Here is a 26,524-nt window from a genome sequence, read left to right as displayed (position 1 = left end):
AGGACGGATAAACAAAGGAACGTCATTCAGCGCGAAGCGAAGAATCCCGCGTGCAGTTGTTGCCCCGTGAGTAGGGAAGCTGAGTACAACGACCTGTGCCCGCGTTACCAGGTCCTTCGCTCCGCTCAGGATGACCGTATCTTTGCCCCAGTCCCCCACCGCCCCTCACCCCCCCCCAGTTTCTCCATGTCTACCTGGTCCGTTGCCATCAAGCAGTTCGAGGGCTACCTCCAGCTCGAAAAGTCGCTCTCCGCCAACTCGGTGCAGGCCTACGTGCGCGACGTGCACAAGCTGCGCCAGTACCTGGAGCTGGAAAAGCTGTCCGCCTCGCCCCAGCAGGTAACCACCCGCCTGCTGCGCGACTTTCTGGCCTGGCTGGGCGGGCTGGGGCTGGAGGCTACGTCGCAGGCGCGCACGCTTTCGGGCATCAAGGCCTTCTACCACTTTCTGATTATGGAAGACCTGCTCACGCTGGACCCCACCGACACGCTGGAAGCGCCCAAAACCGGCCGCAAGCTGCCCGACACGCTCAGCTACCCTGAAATTGAGCAGGTGCTGGCCGCCCTCGATCTGAGCACGCCCGAGGGCACCCGCAACCGGGCCATTCTGGAGGTGCTCTATAGCTCCGGCCTGCGGGTGAGCGAGCTCACGGGCCTGCGCCTGTCCAACCTCTACGCCGACCAGGGCTTTGTGCGCGTAACGGGCAAGGGCAACAAGGAGCGGCTGGTGCCCATCGGCCGCGACGCGCTCAAGCACCTGGGTTTCTACCTGCAAGGCATCCGGGCCCACCTCGACATCAAGCCCGGCCACGAGGACACCGTGTTCCTCAACAAGCGGGGCACCGGCCTGTCGCGGGTCATGATTTTCCACATCATCAAAGCGGCCGCCGCCACGGCCGGCATCCGCAAGAGCATCAGCCCCCATACCTTCCGCCACAGTTTTGCCACCCACCTCATCGAGGGCGGGGCCGATTTGCGGGCCGTGCAGGAAATGCTGGGCCACGAGAGCATCACGACCACCGAAATCTACACCCACCTCGACCGCGACTACCTGCGCCAGATTATCACCGACTTCCATCCCCGCAGCTAAGCCGGCACCGGAGCCGGGCTCCGGCCGGTCCGCCTTACTCCGGCGGCCCGGCGGTCTGGCAGCTGAGCAGCCACTCGGTGGCTTCCTGGGCGCTGTCGAAAATCTGAATTTCAAACTTGTTGAAAAGCTGGTGGGTGGGCGTGAGCAGGAACGTGTTGGCAAACGTGCCCACGCGCACCACGTGGGCCACGTATTGCAGGCCGGCGGCGGCGGCGGCCGGCCCCCATTCCTGGGCCAGCCAGAAAAGCGAGTCGAACCAGGGGCCTTCCAGCTGGCTGTTGTCGTTGAGCAGGTAGGGGCAGGGCAGCTCCCGCAGCATTTGCAGGCTGGCCAGCGCCCCTTCGCGGGCGTACTCAGAGCCCACGTACCCGGCCCAGGTAACGCGCAGCCACTGTTTTTGGGGTTCGTAGCGCAGCCGGCAGTAGTCGGGGCTGCGGGAATTGGAAAGAAGACGCTCGATCATAGCAGGTACCTAACTATAAAACTGAAATGCCGCCGGGCGAAAGCAACGGGCCGGTGATGGGGCCGGGGCGGCTGGGGCGCGGGGTAGGGGGTTGTCCGGCTAACGAAAAAAAGGCAGTAGCGGCTGCCCGCGGGCGGCGGAACCGCTACTTTTGCGCCTCTTGTTTTCCTGCCGTTCAGCATGCCCCAAGCAATTCGCAATACCAGCCGCCCGCAACCGGCGCTGTGGTGGGCTCTGCTGGCCCTGCTGGCCCTGAGCCTGGTGTACCTGGCCCCGGCCGGCCGCACCTATATTCTGCTCGATGATAACCTCGATACTGAGCTGGTAGCGCCCTACGTGCTCGTGCGCGAGGGCAAGGCCCTCGACTACCGGCCGGGTACGGTGGTGGAGCGCCTGCTGCACGGGCTGCCCCGCAACGCCATGCGGCCCGGCTTGCAGCCGCTGGTGGGCTTGCAGGCCCTGTTGCCCACGCTGCCCGCCTACCTGCTGCACGAGTGGCTGGTGCGCCTAGCCGGCCTGCTGAGCATGTACTGGCTGCTGCGTCGCTACGGGTTGCCCGGGCCCCGGCAGGCGGGCCTGAGCGCCGCGCTGGCCCTGGCCTGGGCCGTGCTGCCGGCCTACACGGCCTACGGCGTATCGGTGCTGGGCCAGCCGGCGGTGGTGGTCGTGCTGCTGAACCTGCGCCGCCGCCCCGCCCGCTGGACCGACTGGGCCGTGCTGGTGGGTTTCGCGGTGTGGTCGAGCCTGGTGCTGGCGGGGCTGTTTGTGCTGGCCGGCGGGGCGGCGGCCCTGGCCTGGGACGCGGTGCGGACCCGCCGGGTGGCCTGGCGGGCCGCGCTGGGCCTGGTTCTGCTGGCCCTGGCCTACCTGGTGGTGGAGTTTCCATTGGTGTATTCGCTGCTGCTCAGCGGCCGGTTCGTGCCCCACCGCCTGGAGTTCGACTACGCCCGCCTGGTGCCGGGTGGGGTAGGGGCGGGGCTGAAATCGGCGGCCCTCTACTTTCTGGTGGGGCAGTACCACAGCGGGCTGTTTCCGCACCTGGCCCCGCTGCTGGCGGCCGGGGCGGCCGGTGGGCTGCTGCCGGCCGGGCCGCCCCGGCCGCCCGTGCGCCGGTATCTGGCGCTGGCGCTGGGCTTGCTGGCGCTGGTTTCCGTGTTCTGTGGCTTCTACCCCCAGCTGGTGGGCGCGGTGCAGAATGTGGTGCCGCCGCTGCGTACGCTCAACCTGGCCCGCCTGCACTTTCTGCTGCCGCTGGCCTGGTTTGGGGTGCTGGCCCTGAGCCTGGCCTACCTGCCGGCCGGCCGGGGCCGCTGGGCGCTGGTGAGCCTGCAACTGGCCCTCGGACTGGGCCTGAACACGGAGTGGACCCGGAACGCGGGCCGCCTGCTGGGCCGTTTGCCCGCCTCCGAGCCCACCTACGCCGCCTACGTAGCCCCCGACTTGTTCCGGCAGGTGCGCCAGGATATCCGCACCCGCACCGGGCAGGAGCCGGCCGCCTACCGGGTGGCCTGCCTGGGCCTGCCGCCCGCCGTGGCCTCGCTCAACGACTTCTACACCCTCGACGCCTACCAGAACAACTATCCCCTGGCCTACAAGCACGCCTTCCGCCCCGTCATAGCCGGCGAGCTGGCTAAGAGCCCGGAACTACGCACCTACTTCGACGCCTGGGGCAACCGCTGCTACCTGTTTTCGGCCGAGCTGGGCAAGGATTTTCGGGTGGGTGCCCGGCCGGGCCGCACCGTGCAGCACTGGCAGTTCAACGCCGCCGCCTTCCGGCAACTCGGGGGGCGCTACGTGCTGTCGGCGGCCCGGCTGGCCCACCCCGGGCAGAGTGGTCTGCGCCTGTTCGGGCAATACGCTGCCCCAGGCGCGTTCTGGCAGCTGTGGGTGTATGAGGTGAGCCAGTGAAATGGTGAAATAGAGAGTTGACGTTCGGCAGGTCCAGCCAGGCAACGGGGGCTATGTAAGTGACAGAACTCAACGGGCTAACCGGACCGCTGGCCCCGCCCGGACCCCGAAACGTCAAACTCACCACTTCACTATCTCACTATTTCACCTCCTTTATGCCTAGATTTGGTTTCTGGCGACTATTCCAATGGCGAAAAATACTTACAAGCAAACTTCCGGCGGGTCCGGGAGCCGTACCAACGAGCCCCGCGCGACCGAGCCCCGGCCGGCCCGTAACCAGCCCCGGCCGGCCGCTGAGCCGGCCCGCGAAACCCGCCGCAACGAACCCAAAGCAGCTCCGGCCGACAAAAAGGCCCGTAAGCCGCTCTCCCTGCCGGCCCTCAACCTGGGCGGGGCGTTTGCCTTCCTGCGCGACCGGCGTTTCCAGCTGTTTCTGGGGTTTTTCTTCCTGATTGGCTCCATCTACCTCACCATTGCCTTCATCTCCTTCCTGTTCACGGGCCACGCCGACCAAAGCGTAACCGAAAGCCTGGGCAGCACGTCCACGGCCGAGGCGGGCAAGGAAACCGGCAACTGGCTGGGGCTGGTGGGGGCCGTGCTGGCCCAGTGGCTGATTCAGGACGGCTTTGGCGTGGCCGCGTTTGCCCTCATTCCGGTCGTGTTCTTCCTGGGCTACAAAATTGTGTTCCGGCGGGCCGACGTGTCGTTTACCTACGTGCTGGCCCTGTGCCTGTTCGTGATGCTCTGGCTGAGCGTGTTGCTGGGCTACGTAGTGCTCTCCTTGCAGGAACCCGACGTATCGGCCAGCGTGGCCCACAGCCTCGACTTCCTGTGCGGGGGCGTCGGCTACGAAACGGCTTCCGCCCTGAGCGGGCTGCTGGGCGGGGGCACGGTGCTGCTGCTGGCCTTCCTGCTGATTTCGTTCGTGGTATTCTTCTTCAATATCACCAGCCTGAACCTGCGCCGCAGCAGTGATGGCGCGGAGCACGACGAGGCAGTGGGGGCTGCGCTGGCTGCCCACCGCCCCGCCACCAACGAGCCCGCTCCCTGGGCCACCGATGCGCCCGGCACCGCTACCGAGGACGGTTCGCTGGGCATCACGCTCAAGCGCGTCGGCCCGCTGGCCGCGCCCACCGAGCCGGCAGCCTCTGAAGAAGAGGAACCCGCCGAAGTGCCCGTGCCCCGCACCGGTCCGGTGGCTTCCCCGGCCCTGGCGGCTGCTACCTCGGCCGCTACCTCAGCCGCGGCCAGTGCTACCGGCGTGGCCGGCGGCCTCGCCGCCGGAGCGGCGTCCTTGCCCATGAGCGTGGCCCCGGTTGTGGCTGCTGTGGCCGCCGCGAAGCCGGCTGCCTCCGGCCCCAGCTTCTCCATTGAAGTAGCTGAGCCCGAGCCCGAGCGCAAGGCCCCGCCCGCGCCCCTGGCACCCCCGGTCTCCAACGTGCCGACGCCCCTTTCGCTGGCCGATCTGGCCGACGATGATGCGCCGCTGCCCCCCTCGGCTCCCGTGGTGCCAGTCGCGCCGGTGGCGGCGGTAGCGGCGGCCGGGCTTTCGTTTGAAGTGCAGGATGCCACTTCCAAACCCGAGCTGGACCCTTCGGCCGGCCCCGATATGGCCACCATTGCCGAGGAAGACGAGGACCAGGAGGCCATGCCCACCGGCGAGTACGACCCCACCCTCGACCTGCCCCGCTACCAGTACCCCACCCTGGAGCTGCTCAACGACTACGGCGTAGCCAAAGCCCAGGTAACCAAGGAGGAGCTGGAGGCCAACAAAGACCGCATCGTGGAAACGCTGGGCCACTACGGCATCAGTATCGCCAGCATCAAGGCCACCATCGGCCCCACCGTCACGCTCTACGAAATCGTGCCCGATGCCGGGGTGCGCATCAGCAAAATCAAGAGCCTGGAGGATGATATTGCCCTGAGCCTGGCCGCGCTGGGCATCCGCATCATCGCCCCCATTCCGGGTAAGGGCACCATCGGCATCGAGGTGCCGAACGCCAAGAAGGAGATGGTGAGCATCCGCTCGGTGTTCAACACCGAAAAGTTCATCACCTCCGAAATGGACCTGCCCATTGCTTTCGGCCGCACGATTACCAACGAGGTGTTTGTGGTGGACCTGGCCAAAATGCCCCACCTGCTCATGGCCGGAGCCACGGGCCAGGGTAAGTCGGTGGGCCTGAACGTGATTCTGGCCTCCTTGCTCTACAAGCGCCACCCCAGCCAGCTCAAGTTTGTGCTCGTCGACCCCAAAAAGGTGGAACTGAGCATCTTCAATAAGATTGAGCGCCACTTCCTGGCCAAGCTGCCCGACACCGAGGAGCCCATCATCACCGACACCAAAAAGGTGGTGAACACGCTCAACTCGCTGTGCATGGAGATGGACAAGCGCTACGATTTGCTGAAGGATGCTGGCTGCCGCAACCTGAAGGAGTACAACCGCAAGTTTGTGGAGCGCCGCCTCAACCCCAAAAAGGGCCACCGCTACATGCCCTTCATTGTGCTGGTGATTGACGAGCTGGCCGACCTGATGATGACGGCCGGCAAGGAGGTGGAAACGCCCATTGCCCGCCTCGCCCAGCTGGCCCGCGCCATCGGTATTCACCTGATTGTGGCCACCCAGCGCCCCTCCGTGAACGTGATTACCGGCATCATCAAGGCCAACTTCCCCTGCCGGATTTCCTTCAAGGTTACGAGCAAAATCGACTCCCGCACCATCCTCGATGCCGGCGGAGCCGACCAGCTCATCGGCCAGGGCGATATGCTGATTTCGCAGGGCTCCGACATCATCCGGGTGCAGTGCGCCTTCATCGATACGCCCGAAGTGGACCGCCTCTGCGACTTCGTGGGCGAGCAGCAGGGCTACCCCGACGCTTATCACCTGCCCGAAGTGGTAGGGGAGGATGGCGGCGGCAACGGCGGCGGCGAGGATTTCGACCCCACCGACCGCGACAGCATGTTCGAGGAAGCCGCCCGCGTCATCGTCACGCACCAGCAGGGCAGCACCTCGCTGTTGCAGCGCCGCCTCAAGCTGGGCTACAACCGCGCCGGCCGCCTGATCGACCAGCTGGAGCACGCCGGTATTGTGGGGCCATTTGAGGGCAGCAAGGCCCGGGAGGTTTTAATTCCGGATGAGTACAGTTTGGAACAGTTGTTGAATACACTGGTTAAGTAAGCAACGAAACGTGGGGCAAGTGCTTGGCAAAAGGCCATTAATAAAGTTATTACGGCCATTTTAAACAAAGTTGCTCTTCTCACGTCTCAGTACTACTCTCTCCAAACGGCACACTCTCTTTTGCAATGAAAAAATATTTCGCTCTGCTCGCTCTCTCTGTTTCGTTTATCTCCGGAGCTTCGGCCCAGCAGGACCCCAAAGCGGGTAAAATTCTGGACCAGATGAGCGCGAAATACCAGGCCATGAAAGCCTTTAAGGCCACCTTCACCCAAACGCTCGAAAACGACGCGGCCAAGGTGAAGGAGAACCTGACCGGCGACATCACCATCAGCGGTCAGAAGTTCCGGCTGAAGATGAGCGGCCAGGAGGTCATCAACAACGGCCAGACCATGTGGACTTACATGAAGTCGGAAAACGAGGTAAATATCTCCGACTACGAGCCCGACGAGCAGGAAATTTCGCCTTCCCAGATTTACACGCTCTACAAGAAAGGCTACAAGTACAATTACGTGCAGGAGGCCAAGGAAGGCGGCGAGCTGGTAGACATCATCGAACTCTCGCCCGAGGACCGCAACAACCCCGTGTACAAAGTGCGCCTGAAAGTGGGCCGTATCGACAAGACGGTGAAGAGCTGGCAGATGTACAAGAAGAACGGCAACCGCTACACCTACCGTATCAGCAAGTTCCAGCCCAACTTCCCGGTTGACGCCACCACCTTCAACTTCGATAAGAACAAGTACAAAGGCGTGAAGGTGATTGACCTGCGCTAACCGCGCCGCCCATAAATTCAACCGGCCCGCTTCTGCATCAGCAGGGGCGGGCCGGTTTTTTCTGTGGTTGATTGAGCGGAAGTTTTTCTACTTTAATTCCCTGTTAACGCTCCTCTTACCAGCCATACAACTCTATTATGCAGGAAGATTTCCTCCACTATATCTGGCAGCACCAGTATTTCGATAAAACCGACCTGCGCACCGAGGACGGCCAAGTGGTAACCGTGCTGCGGCCCGGCCACCGCAACCCCGATGCCGGCCCCGATTTCCTGAATGCCCGTTTGCGCCTGGGCGAGGTGGAGTGGAACGGGGCCGTGGAAATTCACCTGCGGGCCTCTGACTGGCACCGCCACCACCACCAGACCGACCCCAAGTACGACCAGGTAGTGCTGCACGTAGTGAACGTGGCCGATGCCAACGTGCAGCGCACTAACGGCTCGGCCATTCCGGCGCTGGCGCTGGCGGCGCGGTTGCCGGCCGGGGCGTTGGCCGCCTACGAGCAGCTCCGCCAGCAGCCCGCCGGGGTACTGCTGCCCTGCGCCCCGCTGCTGCCCCGCGTAACCGAGCTGACGCGCACTATGATGCTGGGCCGCGCCCTGCTGGAACGCATGGAGCAGAAAGCCGACCGCATTGCCGAACTACACGAACTGCTGGGCCAGGATTGGGAAGCCACCGCCTGGCACGCGTTGGCGGCGGCTTTCGGGTTCAAGAAGAATACCGAGCCCCTGAGCCGGCTGGCCAAAGCCCTGCCGCTGGCCCTGCTGCGCCGCCACCGCCCCGACGTGCGTCAACTGGCCGCGCTGGTGTTCGGGCAGGCGGGCTTTCTGGCCGGGGAGCCGCTGGATGAGTACAGCCGGGAATTGCAGACCGAGTACGCGTTTCTGCGCCACAAGTACAACCTGCACGGCACCGCCCTGGCCGCCGCCGAGTGGAACTTCCTGCGCCTGCGCCCCGCCAACTTCCCCACGGTGCGTTTGGCCCAGTTGGTGGCTCTGCTTCACGCCCGCCCCACGCTGTTCGATGCCCTGCTCACGGCCCGCGACGGGCGGGCGCTGGAGCAGTTCTTCGCCGCCCCACTGCCCGAGTACTGGCTGACCCACACCCGCCCCGGCAAACCGGGCAAAACGGCCGTGCTGGGTCGGAGCAGCGCCCATCTGCTCATCATTAATACGGTGGTGCCCCTGCGCGTGGCCTACGCCCGCAGCCTGGGCAATCCGGAACAGGTGGAAGCCGTCCTGAGCCTGCTCGACCACCTCCCGCCCGAGCACAACCACCTCACCGATGCCTACGAAGCGGCCGGTTTCCGCCACACCTGCGCCGCCGACTCTCAGGCCCTGCTGGCCCTGGAGCACGGCTACTGCGCCCCGCGCCGCTGCGTGCAGTGCGGCATCGGGGCCAGCCTGCTGCGCTGGTAAGGGGTGAGTTGCAAGCCGCAAGGGTTGAGCTACAAGCTACAAGCCACAAGCCACAAGCCATAAGCGGTGAACCATATGAACGTACTTGCAGCCTGTAGCTTGTGGCTTGCGGCTCAACCCTTGTAACTTGCGGCTTCTTAACTTTTTTGCCTTGCTGCCCAAGATCATCCTTGCCTTATTGCTGAATGCCGGACTGCTGGGGCTGCTGGGGTGGTGGCTGCCCCGGATGCGGCAATTGCCGGGCGTGGGCCGGTGGGTGCTGCCTACGCTGTTGCTCAAGCTGGCCGTTACGGCGCTGTCGGTGCTGCTGCTGAGCGAGGATGGTCACTATTTCCAGGATTGGTCGCTGCGGATGACCGACCAGCTCTGGCACGAGCCGGGGCAGTGGGGCCGGATGCTGTTCACGGACGAGTTTAAGTGGGGCCGCCACAGGCTGGTTTACCACGGCTTTTCAAACACGCTCTTTCTGATCAAACTGCTTTCCGTTTTCAACCTGGCCAGCCTGGGGGCGGCCCTGCTTAACGGGCTCTACCTGTCGATGTTCAGCTTCGTGGGGTGCTGGGAGCTGGTGCGGCAGCTACGGCTGCGCTGGCCGCTGGCTACGGCGGGGGCAGGGGTAGTGGCCTTCCTGGGCTGGCCCACGGTGGTGTACTGGACGTCGGGGCTAACCAAGGAAAGTTTGCTGGTGGGCAGTGGGGCGCTGGTACTGGCGCTGGTAGTGTATCTGGCCTACGGGCCGGCCGCGCGGCGGCTGAGGGCCGTGCTGGGGTTGCTGGCGGCCGCGCTGCTGCATTTTAAGATGCGGTACTTTTTTGCCGTCGTGCTCTTCGGCAACCTGGCCGGCCTGGGCCTCACGCGCACCTTGCAGCAGCTGGGTGCGGCCCGGAGCCGGTGGGCGCAAACGGCGCTGTTGCTGGCCTTGCTGGCTGCCGGAGCGTGGGCGGCCAGCGAGGTAAGTCCGGTGTTCCGGGCCAACAAGTTCACCTCCCAGCTCCAGCGCAACTATTCCAGCCTGCTCAAAACCTCCCGCAACCGTCCGCACCTGGCTTACCCTGAGCTGCGCCCCACCACGGCCAGCGTGGTGCAGCACGCGCCCCAGGCCATTGTTAATGCCCTGGTCCGGCCCTGGCCCTGGGAAGGCCGCATGGTGCTTTACCTGATTGCGGGCCTGGAAAACCTGCTCTTGCTGCTGGTGCTGGGGCTGGCCGGAGTCGCCGTTTTGCGTGGCCGGCCCGGGCAGTTACCCTTCGCGCTGGTGCTGGCCCTGCTCCTGTACTGCCTGATTCTGGCGGCGCTGCTCGGCCTTACTACCCCCAACCTGGGCACGCTCAACCGCTACCGCGTCAGCTTCCTGCCGTTTCTGGTACTGCTGCTGCTGCAAAACGACTACGCCGCCCGCTGGCTGCGCTGGCTGGGCCGGCGGGTTTTTTAGCTGGCGGTGGCTGTCAGTAAGAGGGGAGAAGAACGTCATTCCTCGGCAAGCTCGGAATGACGTTCTTCCTCTAACAACCAACAACCAACAACCAACAACCAACAACCAACAACCAACAACCAACAACCAGCCGGACACGGATAAAAACAAGCCCCGTATCTTTGCGCTTTACTCTCGACATTCCTCATCGGCCCTCGCGGCCGTTTTTTAATAGTATGGAAAACCCCGTAATCATTCTCGGCGCGCAGGCCGTGGGTACTGCTGCCCTCGATGCCTTCCAAAGCAACGACGTGGTCGTTTATTGCCTGCTCGATGACGATACCGCCCTCCAGGAAACCGAACTCAACGACGTGCCCGTGATGGGCAACACCGACGACAAGGAGCTGCTCAAGCTGCTGGGCAAGAAGTGCGAAGTATTTGTGGCCACTGAGGACACGGCCAGCCGCCGCAGCCTGACCAATATGCTGCGCGAAGAGTACACCGTGGCCCCCGTCAACGCCATTCACCAGCGGGCCAGCGTGTCGGCCCACGCCTGGCTGGGCCACGGCAACCTGATCGGGGCCAACGCCGTGGTAGCCGGCACCGCTAAACTCGGCGACGGCTGCATTCTGGGTGCTAACTCGGTAGTTGAGGTGAAGGCCGAAGTGGGCGACTATGCCCAGCTTGGGGCCGGGGCCATCCTCAACGCCAACGTGCAGGTGGGTGAGCTGGCCTTCATCGGGGCCGGCGCCATTGTGGTGGCCGGGGTGAAAATCGGGGCCAAAGCCCGCGTGGGGGCCGGCTCCGTGGTAGTGGCCGACGTGCCCGCCGGCCAAACCGTGTTCGGCAACCCGGCGGCTAAGGTTTAATTATGAGTTATGAGTTATGAGTTATGAGTTATTTTTCATCTAACTGCTTAAAAGTGCCAACACGAATTATGAATGCGGTTTATGAGCAGAGTAGGTACAATCTATAGAGATGCGATGACCACTCAATTCATAATTCATAATTCATAATTCATAATTCACCTCAAACCAGTGGACTACCTCGTTCTGCTTTACTACTGCTACACGCCGCTCAACAACCCGGAGCAGTTTCGGGAGGAGCATCACCGGCTCTGCCTGCACCTGAACCTGCTGGGCCGTATCATCGTGGCGCCCGAGGGCCTGAACGGGACCGTATCGGGCCGCCGGGCCGATTGTGAACAGTACATGCGCCTGGTGAAGGCTGATGCGCGCTTTGCCAGTCTGGAGTTCAAGGTAGAGGAGGCGTCGGCCCACACCTTCCAGAAGCTGCACGTGCGCGTGAAGCCCGAAATCGTGCACGTGGGCCTACCCGGCATCAAGCCCTACGAGCGCACCGGCATCCACCTCTCCCCCCAGGAATTCCGCGACCTCAAGGACCAGCCCGACGTGGTGGTACTCGACGTGCGCTCCGACTACGAGCACAGCCTGGGCCGCTTCAAAAACGCCGTGACGCTCGATATGGAGAACTTCCGCGAGTTCCCCGACAAGCTGGATGAGCTGGCCCAGTACCGCGACAAGAAAATCCTGACTTACTGTACCGGCGGCATCAAGTGCGAGAAGGCCAGTGCCTTCCTGCTGGAGCAGGGCTTCGAGAACGTGTACCAGCTCCACGGCGGCATCATCAAGTACGGTCTGGAAGCCGGCGGCGAAGATTTCGAGGGCAAGTGCTACGTGTTCGATGGCCGCGTAGCCGTGGATGTGAACACTGTCAACCCGTCCGTTATCAGTGAGTGCCACCATTGCCACGCGCTCAGCAGCCGCATGGTAAACTGCGCCAATCCGCACTGCAACGCCCATTTGCCCCTCTGCGAATCCTGCGCCCAACAACTGGCGGGCGCCTGTTCGCCGGCCTGCCAGCAGCACCCCGCCAAGCGGCCCTACAACGGCACCGGCACCTACCCCAAGCTCAGCAACCACTACAGTCCCGAGCAGGGCCTGATTTCCTATAAAAGAAGTTAGCAAGTGGGGGAGTTTTGAAGTTGGAAAGTTGAGCAGATGGCTTAAAGAGCCGATTGCAGCCCCATCCACTTCAGTACATCCCCGTTATCCGTTTACTTTCTAACTTCAAAACTCCCTAACTCTCTAACTTCCCCCCACCCATGCCCATTGCCGAATCGGAGCTGATCCTCAACAAGGATGGCAGCGTTTATCACCTCAACCTGCTGCCCGATCATATCTCTGACACCATTATCACCGTCGGCGACCCCGACCGGGTGCCTTCCGTCAGTCAGCATTTCGATTCCATCGAAACCAAAATCCACAAGCGCGAATTTGTCACGCACGTGGGCTACTACAAGGGCAAGCGCGTGGCCGTTATCAGCACGGGCATGGGCACCGACAACATCGACATTCTCATGAATGAGCTTGATGCGCTGGTGAACGTGGATTTTGTGACCCGCGAGGTGCGCCCCCGCGAGGAGCATATCAGCCTGCGCATTATTCGGGTGGGCACCAGCGGCTCCTTGCAGGCCGATGTGCCGGTGGGTTCCCTGCTGGCCTCCGAGCACGCCGTGGGCCTGGATTCGCTGATGCAGTTTTACCCCCTGGTGGAAACCGGGTTGGAGGTGGAAGTGTCGGCCGGCATTCAGCAGGCCCTGCAACTGCCCTACCGCCCCTACTGCGTACGCGGCTCCGATTTGCTGCGCGAGCAGGTGGGCTTCGATATGCTCACCGGCAACACGCTCACCTGCCCCGGTTTCTACGGCCCTCAGGGCCGGGTGCTGCGGCTGGATCTGCGCTTGCCCAACCTGATCGAGGCCTACCAGCAGTTCCGCCACCAGAGCGCCGAGGGCGAGTTCCGCCTCACCAATTTCGAGATGGAAACGGCCGGCTACTACGGCCTGGGCCGGATGCTGGGCCACGAGGTGCTGTCGTTGAACGCCATTGTGGCCAACCGCGCCACCGGCGAGTTTGCCACCAACGCCGACGATATTGTGAACGAGCTTATCATCAAAACGCTGGACCGCATCTGAGTAGCGCATCCCGTAAAACAAAGCAGCGGCCGTTTCCCGATATCGGGAAACGGCCGCTGCTTTGTTTTACGGGATGCCGGCTGGGGGCCGGACTAATAAAAATCGAAGCTCAACACCGCGTGTAAGGGCAAAGCAATCCCCGATTTGAGGGTCAGGTAGTCCTGGTGAGTTGCCCACACGGTGGTGTATACGCGCTTGGTAGCCCCATCGGCCGTGCGGAAGTAGATGTCGAGCTTGCCGTGATAGGCATTGCCCAGCGTTGCGGCCCGTTCCGCGTCGTGGCGGCGGCGGTGCACGGCTACCGGGTCAGTGAGCACGTCGTGCGGGGCAAAGCGCAGTTGCGGAATGCGCTCTTTTCCAACGGTTTCTACGGACGCGTCCGTGGGTTTGAGTTCGGGTACCATGGGCAGCAGGATAAGCAAAGAGGAAAGGGCTTCGCGAAAGTGCGAAAAACAGGTGCCTACTGTTTACGTGTGCGCTTTTGAGGCGGATAACCAAACGCACATCCAATTACTGAAACAGGAAGATAATATGCTGGAGGAAATTGTTATACTTATAGAAAGGCGTTAAAAAAAAGCAAAGCCTGCCACCCCGATACAGGGCAGGCAGACTTTGCGAAGTTCAATTTTTGGTATAATGAGGAGAGGGATTAGTAGGAATCAAATCCCAGTACCGAGCGCAGCGGAATGGCCTTCCCGGATTTCAAGGTCAGGAAATCGGCATCAGTGGCCCAAACCGTGGTCTGAACACGTTTAGTAGCCCCGTCAGCGGTGCGGAAGTAGATGTTTACCTTGCTTTGGTACCCGTTGCCCAGAGTGGTGGCCCGTTCGGCCGAGTAGCGCCGTAGCTGGCGCTCAGCCACTGAGGGGAGCACGTCCTCGGCGGAGAAACGATATTCCCGCAGGTTCTCTTTGGCAACTGTTTCGGCGTTTTGTTCAATTGTTAGCATGATTACCGGGGCTTTTAGATGGGATAGGTAAGGTATTGGATAACGTATTAAAATGCAATTGCGTTGATGGGTTTTTTGCGGTCGTCTGGCTGGTAAAATCAATTGTTGACCGAAAGCAGCCGGGCCGGGCCACCGGGTTTAGCGCAACGCCGCCAGAAAGGCCATCGTGTCCACCCCGTCGGCGTAGTCGGGGAGGCCGGGGTGCTGGGCCTTCCCGAAGGCGAAACTGCCCGCGTACTGCCCGCTGCCCGATACGATGCACTGGGTTTGCGCCGCCACGTCGGTCAGCTGGTCGGCCAGGTCTGCTTCGTTGGTGTAGGAGCCGTAGTGCAGCACCGAAATAGGCGAAACGAGCTGGGTGCCTTCCGTCAGCAGCAGGAAGCCGGAATCGAGGTGGGGCACCCGGTTCACCAGCAGAATGCTCTTGTTGTAGTCGTAGTTGTTCTGGTAGCGGTTGTGCTCCAGTACCCGATGCCAGGGTTGCAGGGCATCGAGCAGGGGCACGAAATCGTAGCCGGCCGGAACGTAGAGCTTGCTCACGTTGCGGCAGCCCAGGCCGTAATAGCGGAAAATATCCTCGCCCAGCAGGCCCAGCTCGTGCGGGGTTTCGCGGCCCGTGAATACGGCCAGGCTGGTGCGGTTGCGCCGGATGATATGGGGCTTCTTGCCGAAATAATACTCAAAGTAACGGGCCGTATTGTCGGAGCCGGTGGCAATGAAGGCATCGGCCGCGTTGAGGCGCTCTGCCAGCTGAATGTGGCCGGCCAGGCGGGGCTCCAGTTCAACCAGCTCAGCCAGTATCCAGCGCATGAGCAGGGTATCGTCCTGGCTGAGCTTGGCCAGCAGCTGGTGCCCGCTCAGCAGCACGCAGAGCGCATCGTGGAAGCCCACCAGCGGGATGTTGCCGGCCATGACCACGCCTACCAGCCGGGGCGCGGCGGGTTCCGGCGCATACCGGGCTGCCCAGCGGCGCAGGGGCTCTTCGCGCAGCAGGCCGGCAATACCGTCGAGGGCGGCCCGCACGTTGGGCGCATCAAACCAGGGGTTGTTGTTGCGGGCGCGGGCCGTTAGTTCGGTTAGCTCCTCGGCGGCGGCAGGGGTGAGCAAAGCGGCGAGGCGGTGGCCCAGGGCCACAAAGGCGGCGAGGCGGTCGGCGTGCATCATAGGGAGAAAGCGGGAGAAAGCAAAAAGCAGGGGCGGGCGCGAAAAAACAAAATTGCCGGGGCGAAATTACTGAACTGTGCACGGCTAATCCGTAATTTTGCCCCGTGGCATTCTGCCCCCGGCAGATTGCGTACCTTGCCAGACCAGTTTTCAACCCCTTAACGACTCCCGAGGCTATGGCCATCATGATAACCGACGAGTGCATCAATTGCGGTGCCTGCGAACCGGAATGCCCGAATACCGCTATTTACGAAGGGGGTGCCGCCTGGCGCTGGGCCGATGGCACCAGCCTGAAGGAAGTGCAGATGGACGGCGGACAGGCCGTTGCCGGCGTGGCCCCGCAAACACCCATTTCCGACGAGTACTACTACATCGTGTCCGATAAGTGCACCGAGTGCGTGGGCTTTCACGAGGAGCCCCAGTGCGCCGCCGTCTGCCCCGTCGACTGCTGCGTGGACGACCCGGACTACCGCGAATCGCAGGAAAAGCTGACCGCCAAGAAAGAGTGGCTCCACGCCTGATCACGGATTGGCGCCGATGTTAACGGATTTTGTGAACGGCTCCTGGTAACGGGGGCCGTTTGCTGTTGGTATACTCCTTGTTTTGTCAGGGCGAATTAATGCGATGGATTGTGTAGAAAGCACCTGAAATTCAGGCTGGCCTCTCCGAAGTTGATGAGCAGTGCTACCCCCAGGCGGTATGCTTTCAGGTAATTTATCACTTGAGCACAATGGGCTTCGGTCAATTTGCATAGTGCTTTCAGCTCAACCAGTACATACCCCTCAACCCTCCGGGGCTCAAACTCGCCGAGTACGCAAGTGCTGATAAGAGCAGGCCCACCGGCGAGTCGGTCGTTTGGCCCAGGTGCAGCACCTGGGCGCACTTGCTCTTCCCGTTGCCGTAGGGGTTGCCGCTTCAGCCGGCCGGCTCACCAGGCGCAGAAAACCGCAGATGTGGGCCGCCACCACACCGCCCCCTGTCCGCAGGTAAACACCCGGCCAAAAAAACGGCAGGTGTTTACCTACGAGGTAAACACCCGGCCAAAAAAACGGCAGGTGTTTACCTACGAGGTAAACACCCGGCCAAAAAAATGGCAGGTGTTTACCTATGAGGTAAACACCTGCACAAAAAAACGGCAGGTGTTTATCTGCCTGCATAGGACTTACGCACTCGGAATCTCTTGAATTGATTCCCGGACATCGCAGGACGCTTTCGCTTCCTCCTAACTCGCGAATCAGTGGTTGAAAAACTACTTTCAGAGACTGGAATCAGCGTTAAAAATCCAAGTGCGTAAGTCCTAAAACAGCAAACGGCCCCCGTTACCAGGAGCCGTTCACAAAATCCGCGTCAAGCCGTGATGCGTGCTAATCCGTGATCAGCAGTTGAAGTACTTATCGTGGGCCGACTCGGGAATCAGGTTCAGGTGGCTCAGGAGTTTGATGGGCCAGCGCAGGAGGCGGATCAGGGAGTAGTTGTTGGGGTAGTCGCGGAAGGTTTTGGGCGGGGTGGCCACGATTTGCTCAAACTCGGCCCGGGTGAGGCCCAGGCGCTTGATGCAAAGGTTGATAACCTTCTCATCCTCAATTTTATTGATGTGCATGACGCGCTCCAGGGCCACGGGGCGGGGCATCTGGCCCGAGCGCACCAGGGCCGAATAGTTGAACAGCCGCCGGTCGATGTTGAACTTGGTGCGGTTGAGGTAGTAAATGACGCTCTGGTAGAGGTCGTCGAAGTAATGGGCTCCGGGGTTCACCCAGTCCAGCTCCCGGGTCAGCAGCTCATCCACGTCGGCGCGCACGTAATCGACGTGGTAGAGGAGCGTGACGGTTTTGATGCGGCGGATGAAGGCGTAGTAGAACATTTCCTTCAGGTCGAGGTGGAAACCCGGGTCATCGGCTTTCCAGGGCCGGAGCGGCACCGTGCCGAACTGCTGGTGCACGGCTTTCAGGTATTTGCCATCGAGGTAGTTCCAGCTCAGCGGGGCAATGCCCTCGGTGCGGAACGACTGGCCGATGATGATGCGCTGAATACCTTCCTTGGCCGCTACTCCGTAAAGGGCCGTAGCAATGCCTACGTCGGTGCCTTCCTCCATATCGGGCACGGAAGCTTTCAGAAAGGCAATTTTCAGGTCTTTCGATTCGCGCCAGTCGGAGGTGATGGTGCGCATTTCCACGCCCAGTTTCCGGCAGGCCTTGGTCATGTTCTCCCCGGCAATGGGGTTGCCGAACCCATCATTGAAGTGCACCGCCAGTGGCCGCAGCCCCAGCTTCGTCACGCAGTACCAGAGGGCGAAAGACGAATCGCGGCCCCCACTCACGCCCAGTACGCAGTCGTACTTGCGGCCCTGGCCCGTTCGCTTGATGTCGGCGGCCAGCGCCTGCACTTTCCGGCGGCCGGCTTCCCCGAGGGGAAATGCCTGGTCCATGTGGTCGTGCACGGCGCAGAAGTTGCACTCGCCGCGGGCATCAAACCGGATGCCCGCCACGGTGGTGTCCATAATGCAGCGGGTACATTGTTGGTAAGAGTCACTCATGCAGTCAGGAAATGGGTCGGATCGGGTAGCCCCTGCGGGACGCTGGAGAGAATAATGAGCGGGTAAAAGATTACACCGTAAGCGGCAACGTATCAAGCGGCACGCCTTTGCGGGCCAGCATCCGCCCGATTTGCGTGCCCTGCTCCGGCCGGACCGGGCGGGGCAGGTCGGCCACCACGAGGTGGCCGGCAAACTCGTTGAACGTTCCCTGGGCCCGGATGCCCGTCGCGTCCACGGCCAGCGAGCAGCCCACGCTTTTTTTGCCCTCGTAAGGCCCGCCCACGATATAGCCCACCGACGTGGTGCCGATAACCGCCACATTGTAAAGCTGGGCCAGGATGGAATAGGGCTTGACCCACTTCTCACTGTACGGGTCGTGCTCCTCGGTTACGGAGTAGTCCACCGTCCAGGAAGAAGGGGAGAGGATGAACTCGGCCCCCATGCGGGCCAGGGTGTGGCCGATGGGCAGGCCATCGAGGAAGTTGTCGGCGCAGATGTTGAGGCCGATTTTGCCCAGTTCCGTATCCACCACATTAAGCGTCTGGCCCACCGCGTAGAAGGGCAGCTCCACGTCGAGCAGGTTGATTTTGTGGTATTTGCAGATGATTTCGCCCTGGGGGTTGATGAGCACGGCCGCGTTGTAGACGCGGCCATCGGGCGCGCGCTCGGTGAGGCCCGCGCACACGTAGAGCTGGTGGGCGCGGGCTGCCTGGGCCAGGCGGTCGGAGTAGGGACCCGGAATGGGTTGGGCTTCGGTGAGGGCGCTGGGATGGGTCCAGGCAAAGTCGAGCGTTTCGGGCAGCAGCACCACCTGGCACTGCTGGGCGGCGGCCTGGGCAATCATCTGTTCGGCCCGCTCCAGGTTGCGGTCGGGTTCGCCGCCTTCCACCAGCAGCTGGCCCATGCCGATGCGAACGGTGCCGGCAAACGCCGGCGGCCCGGCCGCGCCGGACGCCACCAGAGCGGGCACGATAACCGGAGCAGTGGCGGCCGGCGCTTTACGAAAGGAAAAAAGAGCCATCAGAAGATCAACGAAAGGCAAACCGACAACGGAAGGATGCCGGCCCGGGCCAACTAAAAAAGCGGGCGGGCGGTTTCCCGCAAGCCCCAAAAATAGGGAATACGCCCGCAGAAACTTGTTTCGGGGAAGATAATTAATGGACGAAGCAGCCCGTAGCGCCCGGCCGGCGGAAATGATGGCTCCTGAAAGGGCCGCCGGCCGGGAGCAGGGGCCGCCGGTTGCCCGCCCCGCCCCGAAATTCCTACTTTTGTCCGCTACACCTGACTTTCCCGCCGATGTCCATCGCCAAAACCTATACCCCCGCCGACGTTGAAGCCAAATGGTACCAGCGCTGGCAGGAGCAGGGCTTTTTCAAAGCCAAGGCCAACCCCCGCAAGCAGCCGTATTCGGTGGTCATTCCGCCGCCCAACGTAACGGGCGTGCTGCACATGGGCCACATGCTCAACAATACCATTCAGGATGTGCTGGTGCGCCGGGCCCGGATGCAGGGCAAGGAAGCCTGCTGGGTGCCCGGCACCGACCACGCCTCCATTGCCACCGAGGCCAAGGTGGTGGCCTTGCTCAAGGAGCAGGGCATCGAGAAAAAGGACCTGACCCGGGAGCAGTTTCTGGAGCACGCCTTCGCCTGGAAGGAAAAGTACGGCGGCATTATTCTCGAGCAGCTCAAGCAGTTGGGCGCCAGCTGCGACTGGGACCGGACCCGCTTCACGATGGAGCCCGAGCTGACCGACGCCGTGCTGCGCGTGTTCGTGGACCTGCACCAGAAGGGCCTCGTGTATCGCGGCGTGCGGATGGTGAACTGGGACCCCCTGGGCCAGACCGCCCTCTCCGACGAGGAAGTCATCCCGAAGGACGTGATGGCCAAGATGTACTACCTGCGGTATGAGGTTGTCAGTGATTCGTTGGCAGTTGTTAGTGAAGGCGACCAGCAGAACAATGCTGACAACCAACAACTGACAACCGACAACTCCTACCTCACCGTGGCTACGTCGCGCCCCGAAACCATTATGGCCGACGTAGCGGTGGCGGTGAACCCCAACGACCCGCGCTACACGCATTTGCACGGGGCCAGGCTGCGGATTCCGCTGCTGGGGCGCGAGATTCCGGTGATTCTGGACGAGTACGTGAGCATCGACTTCGGCACGGGGGCGCTGAAGGTGACGCCGGCCCACGATTTGAACGACTACGAGCTGGGCGTGAAGCACAAGCTGCCCGTTATCGACATTCTCAACAACGACGGCACGCTGAATGAAAAGGCAGTGCTCTACGTGGGCCAGGACCGGTTTGCGGCCCGCCGCAACATCGTGAAGGATTTGGAGGAAGCCGGCCACCTGGTGAAGGTGGAGGAGTACGCCAGCATCGTGCAGACCTCCGAGCGCACCAAGGCCGTGATTGAGCCGCGCCTGAGCTTGCAGTGGTTCCTGAAAATGGAGCACCTGGCCAAGCCGGCCCTGGAGGTAGTGGAAAACGACACCGTGAAGCTGCACCCGGCCAAGTTCAAGAACACCTACCGGGTGTGGATGGAGAACGTGCGCGACTGGTGCATCTCGCGCCAGCTCTGGTGGGGCCAGCAGATTCCGGCTTACTACCTGCCCGACGGCACCTACGTGGTGGCCCTCACCGCCGAAGAAGCCCTGGTGCAGGCCCGGGAGCAAAGCGGCAACGAGGCGCTCCAGCTCACCGATCTGCGCCAGGACGAGGACGTGCTCGATACCTGGTTTTCGTCGTGGCTCTGGCCGATTTCGGTGTTTGATGGGTTCAAGGACCCCGATAACGCCGACGTAAACTATTTCTACCCCACCAACGACCTGGTGACGGGCCCCGATATCCTGTTTTTCTGGGTGGCCCGCATGATTATGGCCGGGCTCGAATTCCGCAAGGAAGTGCCCTTCCGCAACGTCTACCTCACCGGCATCGTGCGCGACGGCCAGGGCCGCAAGATGAGCAAGCAGCTCGGCAACTCACCCGATCCGCTCGACCTCATCAAGCAGTTCGGGGCCGATGGCGTCCGGACGGGCATGCTGTTTTCGGCCCCGGCCGGCAACGATCTGCTCTACGATGAGAAGCTGGTGGAGCAGGGGCGCAACTTCTCCAACAAGCTCTGGAACGCCTTCCGCCTCATCAGCGGCTGGGAGGTGGATGCGGCCCTGCCGTTCCCCAACGACAAGGCCGTGGAGTGGTTCTCGGCCCGCCTGAACGCCACGATTACGGAGCTGGACGAGCACTTCGAGAAGTTCCGGATTTCGGATGCCCTGATGACGGTGTACAAGCTGGTCTGGGACGATTTCTGCTCCGAGTACCTGGAGATGATCAAGCCCGCCTACCAGGCCCCCATCGACCCCGAAACGCTGCGCCTGACCACCGGCTTCCTCGAAACCCTGCTCCGGCTGCTGCACCCGTTCATGCCCTTCATCACGGAGGAAATCTGGCACGAGCTGAAGGAGCGCGGCCCCAAAGAGTACGTGTGCGTGGCGGCCTGGCCCAAGGCCCAGCCCGTAGCGGGCGCGCCCGAAGTACTGGCCCGCATGAGCAAGGCCCTCGACGTTGTGGCCGGCGTGCGCACCATCCGCAACCAGAAGGGTCTGGGCCCTAACAAGCCCCTGACCCTGGCTGCTAAAACCGACGACGCCTCCCTGCTCACGGACTACGACGGCATCATCCGGAAGCTGGCCGCCCTCACCGATATTTCGGTAGTGGAGGCTGCCCCGGCCGCTTCGGTGGGCTTCGTGACGGGCGGCAGCGAGTTTTTTGTGCCCCTGGAAGGCCAGATTGACCTGGGGGCCGAGAAGGAGCGCCTCGGCAAGGAGCTGGAGTACGCCCAGGGTTTCCGCGACTCGGTGCTCAGGAAGCTGGCCAACGAGAAGTTTGTGGCCAACGCCAAGGCCGATCTGGTGGAGCGCGAGCGGCAGAAGCTGGCCGATACCGAAGCCAAAATCACGGCGTTGGAGCAGAGTCTGGCGGCCATGTAGCCCACTTATCTGCGGACTTTACAACCGGCCGGTTGCTCATTGGAGCAGCCGGCCGGTTGTGTTTAGCCAGAATCCGAGTTGTTTCAGCCGGCCGGCCGGTTGAATATCGTGCTGGTATGATATATTGGAGGTCTTGAAACGCTTCCTGTTGCTACTTCTGGGCTGGTGGGGTATCGGCGGCCTGGCCCAGGCTGCCCGCCCCACCGTGCGGGCCGACAGCCTTCGGCAGCTGCTGGCCGTTTCCCGTCCCGATACCAACCGCGTCAACCTGCTCGTGCTACTGGCCTGGGACCAGACCGACTACAACCCGCTGGCGGCCATTACCTACGGCCAGCGGAGCCGCCGCCTGGCCCACGCCCTGGGTTTCCGGCGGGGCGAATGCCGCTCGTTGCTAATGCTGGGGTGGGCGTTTCTGCGCAGCGGCAACTACCCCACGGCCGTACAGTCGCAGGTGGAGGCCCGGCGGCTGGCCGAGCAGATTCACTACCGCGGCGGGCTGGGCCACGCCGATAACGGGCTGGGCTTTGCCCACCTCGAGCAGCAAAGCCCGCGCCTGGCCTTGCAGTATTTCTTCCGGGCCATGCAGCAGGCCGAAGCCATTCCCGACTCGGCCCTGCTCACGCCCATTCTGGGGAACATCGGGTACGCCTACCTGCACCTGGGCCAGCTCGATTCGGCCCGCTACTATACCGAGCGGGGCTACCAGCTCGATTTACAGCAGCACGACTGGCATAGCGAAATCGGCGACCTGGCCCTGCTGGGCGATATTGCGGCCCGCCAGGGGCAGGAACCGGCGGCCAGAACATACTACCGCCGGGCTATCGACCGCGCCCGGGGGATGCCCGTCTCGTACGCGCTCTGCCAGGCCTGGCTGGGCCTGGCCCGGCTGGCGCGCCAGCACGGGCAGCCGGAGCCGGCGCTGAGGTATGCCGGGCGGGCCCTCCATGTCAGCCAGCAGGGCGGCTACGCCAAGGGAGTGCTCGAAGCCAGTAACTACCTGGCCGGGCAGTATGCCACCCTCGGCGACTCGGCCCGGGCCTACGCCCACCTGCGCCGGGCCACCGGCATTCGCGACAGTCTGTTCAGCCTCAACCGGCGGGTGCAGGTGCAGGCCCTCAACTTCAGTGAGGAGCTGCGGCAGCAGGCAATGGCCCAGGAAGGCGAGCAGGCTGCCGCCCGTTTGCGGCAACAGCTGCTGCTGGGGGCGCTGGCAGTGCTGGGAGCCACTACGGGCATCGGCTACCTGATACTCAGCCGCCGCCATTTGCGCCGGGTGGCAGAGCTGGCCCTGGAGCGGCAGCGGCTGGAACGGCGCTATTCGGGGGAAATGCTGCAAATCGAGGAGAAAGAACGCCGCCGGGTAGGGGCCGACCTGCACGACGGCGTGGGGCAGCTGCTGAGCGCGGCCCGCATGAACCTGGCTGCCTTGCAGCAGCGCCTGCCCCTGGTCGAACCCCTGCACCAGGAGCTGCTCACCACCGCTATTACCACCGTGGATGAATCGGTGCGCGAAATCCGCAGCATTTCGCACGGCCTGACGCCGGTGGCCCTCATGGAGCACGGACTGCCCGTTGCCCTGCGCGAGCTGCTGACCCGGCTGGGGCAATCCGTGCCGGGGCTGCGGGCGGAGCTGCACCTGCCGGGGCCAACGGGACCGCGGCTCGAACTCACGGTGGAAACGCTGGTTTTCCGGATTGCGCAGGAGGCTTTGCAAAACGTGGTGAAACACGCCCGGGCCACCGCCGTGACAGTGGTGCTGGAGCGTACGGCCCGCGAGCTGACGTTGCGGGTGCAGGACAATGGCCGGGGCTTCGTCGTGGCGGCTCCTGCCGACCATAGCGGCCTGGGTATGCACAACCTGCGGCGGCGGGCCCGCTACCTCAACGCCCGCCTGCGCCTGGAGTCGGCTGCGGGCCGCGGCACCACGCTCACGCTGGCGGTGCCCCTGATGACGGTGGGGCGGAAGTAAAGTGGGTAAAATCTGGGCGAAAACTCCGTACTTCAGGCTCCCGCTACTCCGGTTCCGATGACGCTATTACGTACCACCCTGACCGGCCTCGCCGCCCTGGCTTTCACGGCCGCGTCCGCCCAAACCTCTTCCACTGCTATGCCCAAGCCCCCCGTGGCGGCCCTCAAGGCCAAAGAACTCAAATCTCCCTTCGGCACCCGCCTCGACAACTACTACTGGCTCAATGAGCGCGAAAACCCGGACGTTATCAGCTACCTGACGGCCGAAAATGCCTACTTCGAACAGCAGATGGCCCCGGTAAAGGAGTTGGAAGAAACGCTGTTCCAGGAAATTAAGGGCCGCATTCAGGAGCAGGACGAGTCGGTGCCCTACCGCGACAACGGCTACTACTATTACACCCGCTTCGAGGCCGGGGCCGAGTACCCGATTTACTGCCGCAAGAAGGGCAGCCTCAGCGCCAAGGAGGAAGTGCTGCTCAACGGCAACGAGCTGGGCAAGGGCAAAAGCTACTACCAGATTGGCGGCCTGGAAATCAGCGACGACAACCAGGTAATGGCCTACTCCGAGGACGTGGTGAGCCGCCGCCTCTACACGCTGCGCTTCCGCAACCTCAAAACCGGCCAGCTCTACCCCGAGCAAATCCTCAATACCAGCGGCAACGCCGTGTGGGCCGCCGACAACAAAACCGTCTTCTATACCCGCAAGGACCCCACCACGCTGCTGGATTACCAGCTCCTGCGCCACACCCTGGGCACCGACCCCGCCCAGGACCAGCTGGTGTATGAGGAGAAGGACAACACCTTCCGCATTCAGGCCCACCGCTCCAAGTCCAGGCAGTATGTGTTGCTCGATATCGGCAGCACTATGTCGTCGGAAATCCGGTTCCTGGACGCCCATAAGCCCACCGGGGCGCTGAAAGTGTTCCTGCCCCGGGAGCCCGACCACTTGTACGAGGTGGAGCATTTCGGCCCGGATTTCTACGTGCGCTCCAATGCCGGCGCGCCCAATTTCCGCCTGGTGAAAACCCCCGTTTCCAACACCGCCAAAACGGCCTGGCAGGAGGTTATTGCCCACCGGCCCGACGTGTTCCTGGAAAACATGGAGCTGTTTAAGGACTACCTGGTGCTGGGCGAGCGGAAGGAGGGCCTGCTTCAGCTGCGCGTGATGGAGTGGAAAAACAAAAAGGAGCACTACCTCAACTTTGGGGAGCCCGCCTACACGGCCGCCATCAGCGTGAACCCCGAGTTCGATACGCCCGTGCTGCGCTACGCGTATTCGTCCCTGACTACGCCCGGCTCTACGTTCGACTACAACATGGCCACCCGCACCAAAACCCTGCGCAAGGAGCAGGCCGTGCTGGGTAACTTCAAAAAGGAGGAGTACGTGACCGAGCGCCTCTACGCCACGGCCGCCGACGGGACTAAAATCCCGATGTCCATTGTGTATAAGAAGGGCTTTAAAAAGAACGGTACGGCCCCGGTGCTGCAATACGCCTACGGCTCCTACGGCTACTCCATGAACCCCACCTTCAGCGCCGCCCGCCTGAGTTTGCTGGATCGGGGCTTTGCCTACGTCATCTGCCACATCCGGGGCGGGCAGGAAATGGGCCGGCAGTGGTACGAAAACGGCAAGAAGCTCCACAAGAAGAACACCTTCACCGACTTCACCGACTGCTCCAAATTCCTGATCGAGGAGAAATTCACCTCCGCCGATAAGCTGTTTGCCATGGGCGGCTCGGCCGGCGGCCTGCTGATGGGCGCCATCGTCAACAACCACCCCGAGTACTACAAGGGCGTGGTGGCGGCCGTGCCCTTCGTGGACGTGGTGACGACCATGCTCGACGAAACCATCCCGCTCACCACCGGCGAGTACGACGAATGGGGCAACCCCAACCAGCAGGAGTTCTACGACTATATGCTTTCCTACTCGCCCTACGACCAGGTGAAGGCCCAGGCCTACCCTAACATGCTCGTGACCACCGGCCTGCACGACTCTCAGGTGCAGTACTTCGAGCCCGCCAAGTGGGTGGCCAAGCTCCGGACCGTAAAAACCGACCAGAACCTGCTGCTGCTGCACACCGACATGGCCGCCGGCCACGGCGGAGCCTCCGGCCGCTTCAAAAGCCTCCACGACACGGCCCGGCAGTTCGCTTTCCTGCTGCTGCTGCTGGGCGTGAAATCGTAACCGGGCCGATGGCTCGCTGATCAGAAAGGGCTTCTACCTGCCAGGGTAGAGGCCCTTTCCCGTTAGGCAGTGGCGTTAGGCCGGATGTAGGCACGCATTTGATCAACCTGCGTTGCAGAGGGCCGCGTAGCGGTGCCCGGAAGCTGCGGCCGTTTCAAACAACGCTACGCGGCGCACACTTTATTGGTGGGCTGCTTGCTCTACCAACCAAAAGCTGCTCTGCGGCCCTTCGCAGCCTGAATTTGGTGGTATCAGATGAGATGTTCCAAAGCGCTTGCTGAACAGCGGCTCTTGCGCAGCCCTGGTGTTAAGCAGCCGGTTGCGCCGTGGTCGGGGCGGAATAGCGAAACGTCGGATTATTCCGGACCCTGGTGCCACCCCGGGCCGGAAGTTGCGTCTGTGCCTCGGTTGCCCGGTATTCGCCCGGACATTCCGGGGGTTTTCGTAGCTGAAACGCCGCGGCTGGTCGGGGTTATTTCCGGGCGGGCGGGTAGCTTTGGGACGGA

General features: G+C 62.7%; 20 protein-coding genes. 13 read left to right on the top strand and 7 right to left on the bottom strand.

The window, feature by feature from the left end:
- The first annotated feature begins 186 nt into the window (after nt 1-186).
- Nucleotides 187-1,089: a site-specific tyrosine recombinase XerD gene (xerD, locus tag D0T11_RS08590; RefSeq protein ID WP_119655371.1), complete on the top strand. Its 903-nt coding sequence runs from the start codon at nt 187-189 to the stop codon at nt 1,087-1,089.
- 34 nt (nt 1,090-1,123) lie between these two features.
- On the opposite strand, the gene D0T11_RS08585 is transcribed toward xerD, so the two are convergent.
- Nucleotides 1,124-1,552, bottom strand: coding sequence for a hypothetical protein (locus D0T11_RS08585; protein WP_119655370.1), 429 nt, complete (start codon nt 1,550-1,552; stop codon nt 1,124-1,126).
- 180 nt (nt 1,553-1,732) lie between these two features.
- On the opposite strand from D0T11_RS08585, the gene D0T11_RS08580 reads away from it, so the two are divergent.
- The 8 genes from D0T11_RS08580 to D0T11_RS08545 all read left to right on the top strand — a co-directional run bounded on the left by D0T11_RS08580 (nt 1,733) and on the right by D0T11_RS08545 (nt 13,229).
- Complete coding sequence (locus D0T11_RS08580; protein ID WP_119655369.1) at nt 1,733-3,460, top strand: DUF6044 family protein; 1,728 nt, start codon at nt 1,733-1,735, stop codon at nt 3,458-3,460.
- Between the two features lie 187 nt (nt 3,461-3,647).
- Nucleotides 3,648-6,635, top strand: coding sequence for an FtsK/SpoIIIE family DNA translocase (locus D0T11_RS08575; protein WP_119655368.1), 2,988 nt, complete (start codon nt 3,648-3,650; stop codon nt 6,633-6,635).
- A 125-nt stretch (nt 6,636-6,760) separates the two neighbouring features.
- Nucleotides 6,761-7,405 (top strand): LolA family protein, encoded by a 645-nt coding sequence (locus D0T11_RS08570; protein WP_119655367.1) that lies wholly within the window; start codon nt 6,761-6,763, stop codon nt 7,403-7,405.
- Between the two features lie 137 nt (nt 7,406-7,542).
- Entirely contained in the window at nt 7,543-8,820 is a 1,278-nt protein-coding gene (locus tag D0T11_RS08565; RefSeq protein ID WP_119655366.1) for a DUF2851 family protein, read from the top strand.
- 151 nt (nt 8,821-8,971) lie between these two features.
- On the top strand, nt 8,972-10,252 hold the full coding sequence (locus D0T11_RS08560) for a hypothetical protein (RefSeq protein WP_119655365.1): 1,281 nt from the start codon (nt 8,972-8,974) through the stop codon (nt 10,250-10,252).
- A gap of 215 nt (nt 10,253-10,467) precedes the next feature.
- Nucleotides 10,468-11,100, top strand: coding sequence for a NeuD/PglB/VioB family sugar acetyltransferase (locus D0T11_RS08555; protein WP_119655364.1), 633 nt, complete (start codon nt 10,468-10,470; stop codon nt 11,098-11,100).
- A gap of 168 nt (nt 11,101-11,268) precedes the next feature.
- Nucleotides 11,269-12,216, top strand: a complete 948-nt coding sequence (gene trhO, locus D0T11_RS08550; RefSeq protein ID WP_119655363.1) for an oxygen-dependent tRNA uridine(34) hydroxylase TrhO — start codon at nt 11,269-11,271, stop codon at nt 12,214-12,216.
- Between the two features lie 140 nt (nt 12,217-12,356).
- Complete coding sequence (locus D0T11_RS08545) at nt 12,357-13,229, top strand: nucleoside phosphorylase (protein WP_119655362.1); 873 nt, start codon at nt 12,357-12,359, stop codon at nt 13,227-13,229.
- Between the two features lie 92 nt (nt 13,230-13,321).
- On the opposite strand, the gene D0T11_RS08540 is transcribed toward D0T11_RS08545, so the two are convergent.
- The 3 genes from D0T11_RS08540 to D0T11_RS08530 form a co-directional block, all read right to left on the bottom strand.
- Nucleotides 13,322-13,633 (bottom strand): hypothetical protein, encoded by a 312-nt coding sequence (locus tag D0T11_RS08540; RefSeq protein ID WP_119655361.1) that lies wholly within the window; start codon nt 13,631-13,633, stop codon nt 13,322-13,324.
- Between the two features lie 245 nt (nt 13,634-13,878).
- Nucleotides 13,879-14,178: a hypothetical protein gene (locus D0T11_RS08535; protein ID WP_119655360.1), complete on the bottom strand. Its 300-nt coding sequence runs from the start codon at nt 14,176-14,178 to the stop codon at nt 13,879-13,881.
- Between the two features lie 138 nt (nt 14,179-14,316).
- A complete protein-coding gene (locus tag D0T11_RS08530; protein ID WP_119655359.1) occupies nt 14,317-15,342 on the bottom strand; it encodes an acyl-CoA reductase in 1,026 nt (341 codons plus the stop codon).
- 176 nt (nt 15,343-15,518) lie between these two features.
- On the opposite strand from D0T11_RS08530, the gene D0T11_RS08525 reads away from it, so the two are divergent.
- Nucleotides 15,519-15,863: a 4Fe-4S binding protein gene (locus tag D0T11_RS08525; protein ID WP_119655358.1), complete on the top strand. Its 345-nt coding sequence runs from the start codon at nt 15,519-15,521 to the stop codon at nt 15,861-15,863.
- Nucleotides 15,864-15,958: 95 nt separating this feature from the next.
- Here D0T11_RS08525 and D0T11_RS23095 read toward each other — a convergent pair whose 3' ends face one another.
- The 3 genes from D0T11_RS23095 to D0T11_RS08510 all read right to left on the bottom strand — a co-directional run bounded on the left by D0T11_RS23095 (nt 15,959) and on the right by D0T11_RS08510 (nt 18,896).
- Nucleotides 15,959-16,225 (bottom strand): GxxExxY protein, encoded by a 267-nt coding sequence (locus D0T11_RS23095; RefSeq protein ID WP_245990685.1) that lies wholly within the window; start codon nt 16,223-16,225, stop codon nt 15,959-15,961.
- Nucleotides 16,226-16,717: 492 nt separating this feature from the next.
- A complete protein-coding gene (locus tag D0T11_RS08515) occupies nt 16,718-17,875 on the bottom strand; it encodes an N-acetyl sugar amidotransferase (RefSeq protein ID WP_119655357.1) in 1,158 nt (385 codons plus the stop codon).
- Between the two features lie 70 nt (nt 17,876-17,945).
- Entirely contained in the window at nt 17,946-18,896 is a 951-nt protein-coding gene (locus D0T11_RS08510) for a carbon-nitrogen hydrolase family protein (RefSeq protein WP_119655356.1), read from the bottom strand.
- 275 nt (nt 18,897-19,171) lie between these two features.
- Between D0T11_RS08510 and D0T11_RS08505 the strand changes: the two genes are divergently transcribed.
- From D0T11_RS08505 to D0T11_RS08495, 3 genes are all read left to right on the top strand, one after another.
- Nucleotides 19,172-21,865 (top strand): valine--tRNA ligase, encoded by a 2,694-nt coding sequence (locus D0T11_RS08505; RefSeq protein WP_119655355.1) that lies wholly within the window; start codon nt 19,172-19,174, stop codon nt 21,863-21,865.
- Nucleotides 21,866-21,998: 133 nt separating this feature from the next.
- Entirely contained in the window at nt 21,999-23,834 is a 1,836-nt protein-coding gene (locus D0T11_RS08500) for an ATP-binding protein (protein ID WP_119655354.1), read from the top strand.
- Nucleotides 23,835-23,891: 57 nt separating this feature from the next.
- Entirely contained in the window at nt 23,892-26,018 is a 2,127-nt protein-coding gene (locus D0T11_RS08495; protein WP_380283012.1) for a S9 family peptidase, read from the top strand.
- The last annotated feature ends 506 nt before the right edge of the window (nt 26,019-26,524 follow it).

The sequence above is a fragment of the Hymenobacter rubripertinctus genome (assembly GCF_003583925.1).
Classification (GTDB): domain Bacteria; phylum Bacteroidota; class Bacteroidia; order Cytophagales; family Hymenobacteraceae; genus Hymenobacter; species Hymenobacter rubripertinctus.
Note: the sequence above shows the minus strand (reverse complement) of the source record. Positions and strands in the feature narration are given on the sequence as shown.

Excerpts from the sequence above, each read along its gene's own strand:
- D0T11_RS08540 (WP_119655361.1), bottom strand. The coding sequence starts at position 13,633 with ATGGTACCCGAACTCAAACCCACGGACGCGTCCGTAGAAACCGTTGGA.
- D0T11_RS08565 (WP_119655366.1), top strand. The coding sequence starts at position 7,543 with ATGCAGGAAGATTTCCTCCACTATATCTGGCAGCACCAGTATTTCGAT.
- xerD (WP_119655371.1), top strand. The coding sequence starts at position 187 with ATGTCTACCTGGTCCGTTGCCATCAAGCAGTTCGAGGGCTACCTCCAG.
- D0T11_RS08515 (WP_119655357.1), bottom strand. The coding sequence starts at position 17,875 with ATGAGTGACTCTTACCAACAATGTACCCGCTGCATTATGGACACCACC.
- D0T11_RS08585 (WP_119655370.1), bottom strand. The coding sequence starts at position 1,552 with ATGATCGAGCGTCTTCTTTCCAATTCCCGCAGCCCCGACTACTGCCGG.
- D0T11_RS08575 (WP_119655368.1), top strand. The coding sequence starts at position 3,648 with ATGGCGAAAAATACTTACAAGCAAACTTCCGGCGGGTCCGGGAGCCGT.
- D0T11_RS08570 (WP_119655367.1), top strand. The coding sequence starts at position 6,761 with ATGAAAAAATATTTCGCTCTGCTCGCTCTCTCTGTTTCGTTTATCTCC.
- D0T11_RS08555 (WP_119655364.1), top strand. The coding sequence starts at position 10,468 with ATGGAAAACCCCGTAATCATTCTCGGCGCGCAGGCCGTGGGTACTGCT.
- D0T11_RS08525 (WP_119655358.1), top strand. The coding sequence starts at position 15,519 with ATGGCCATCATGATAACCGACGAGTGCATCAATTGCGGTGCCTGCGAA.
- D0T11_RS08535 (WP_119655360.1), bottom strand. The coding sequence starts at position 14,178 with ATGCTAACAATTGAACAAAACGCCGAAACAGTTGCCAAAGAGAACCTG.
- D0T11_RS08580 (WP_119655369.1), top strand. The coding sequence starts at position 1,733 with ATGCCCCAAGCAATTCGCAATACCAGCCGCCCGCAACCGGCGCTGTGG.
- D0T11_RS08510 (WP_119655356.1), bottom strand. The coding sequence starts at position 18,896 with ATGGCTCTTTTTTCCTTTCGTAAAGCGCCGGCCGCCACTGCTCCGGTT.
- D0T11_RS08530 (WP_119655359.1), bottom strand. The coding sequence starts at position 15,342 with ATGATGCACGCCGACCGCCTCGCCGCCTTTGTGGCCCTGGGCCACCGC.
- D0T11_RS08545 (WP_119655362.1), top strand. The coding sequence starts at position 12,357 with ATGCCCATTGCCGAATCGGAGCTGATCCTCAACAAGGATGGCAGCGTT.
- D0T11_RS08505 (WP_119655355.1), top strand. The coding sequence starts at position 19,172 with ATGTCCATCGCCAAAACCTATACCCCCGCCGACGTTGAAGCCAAATGG.
- D0T11_RS08495 (WP_380283012.1), top strand. The coding sequence starts at position 23,892 with ATGACGCTATTACGTACCACCCTGACCGGCCTCGCCGCCCTGGCTTTC.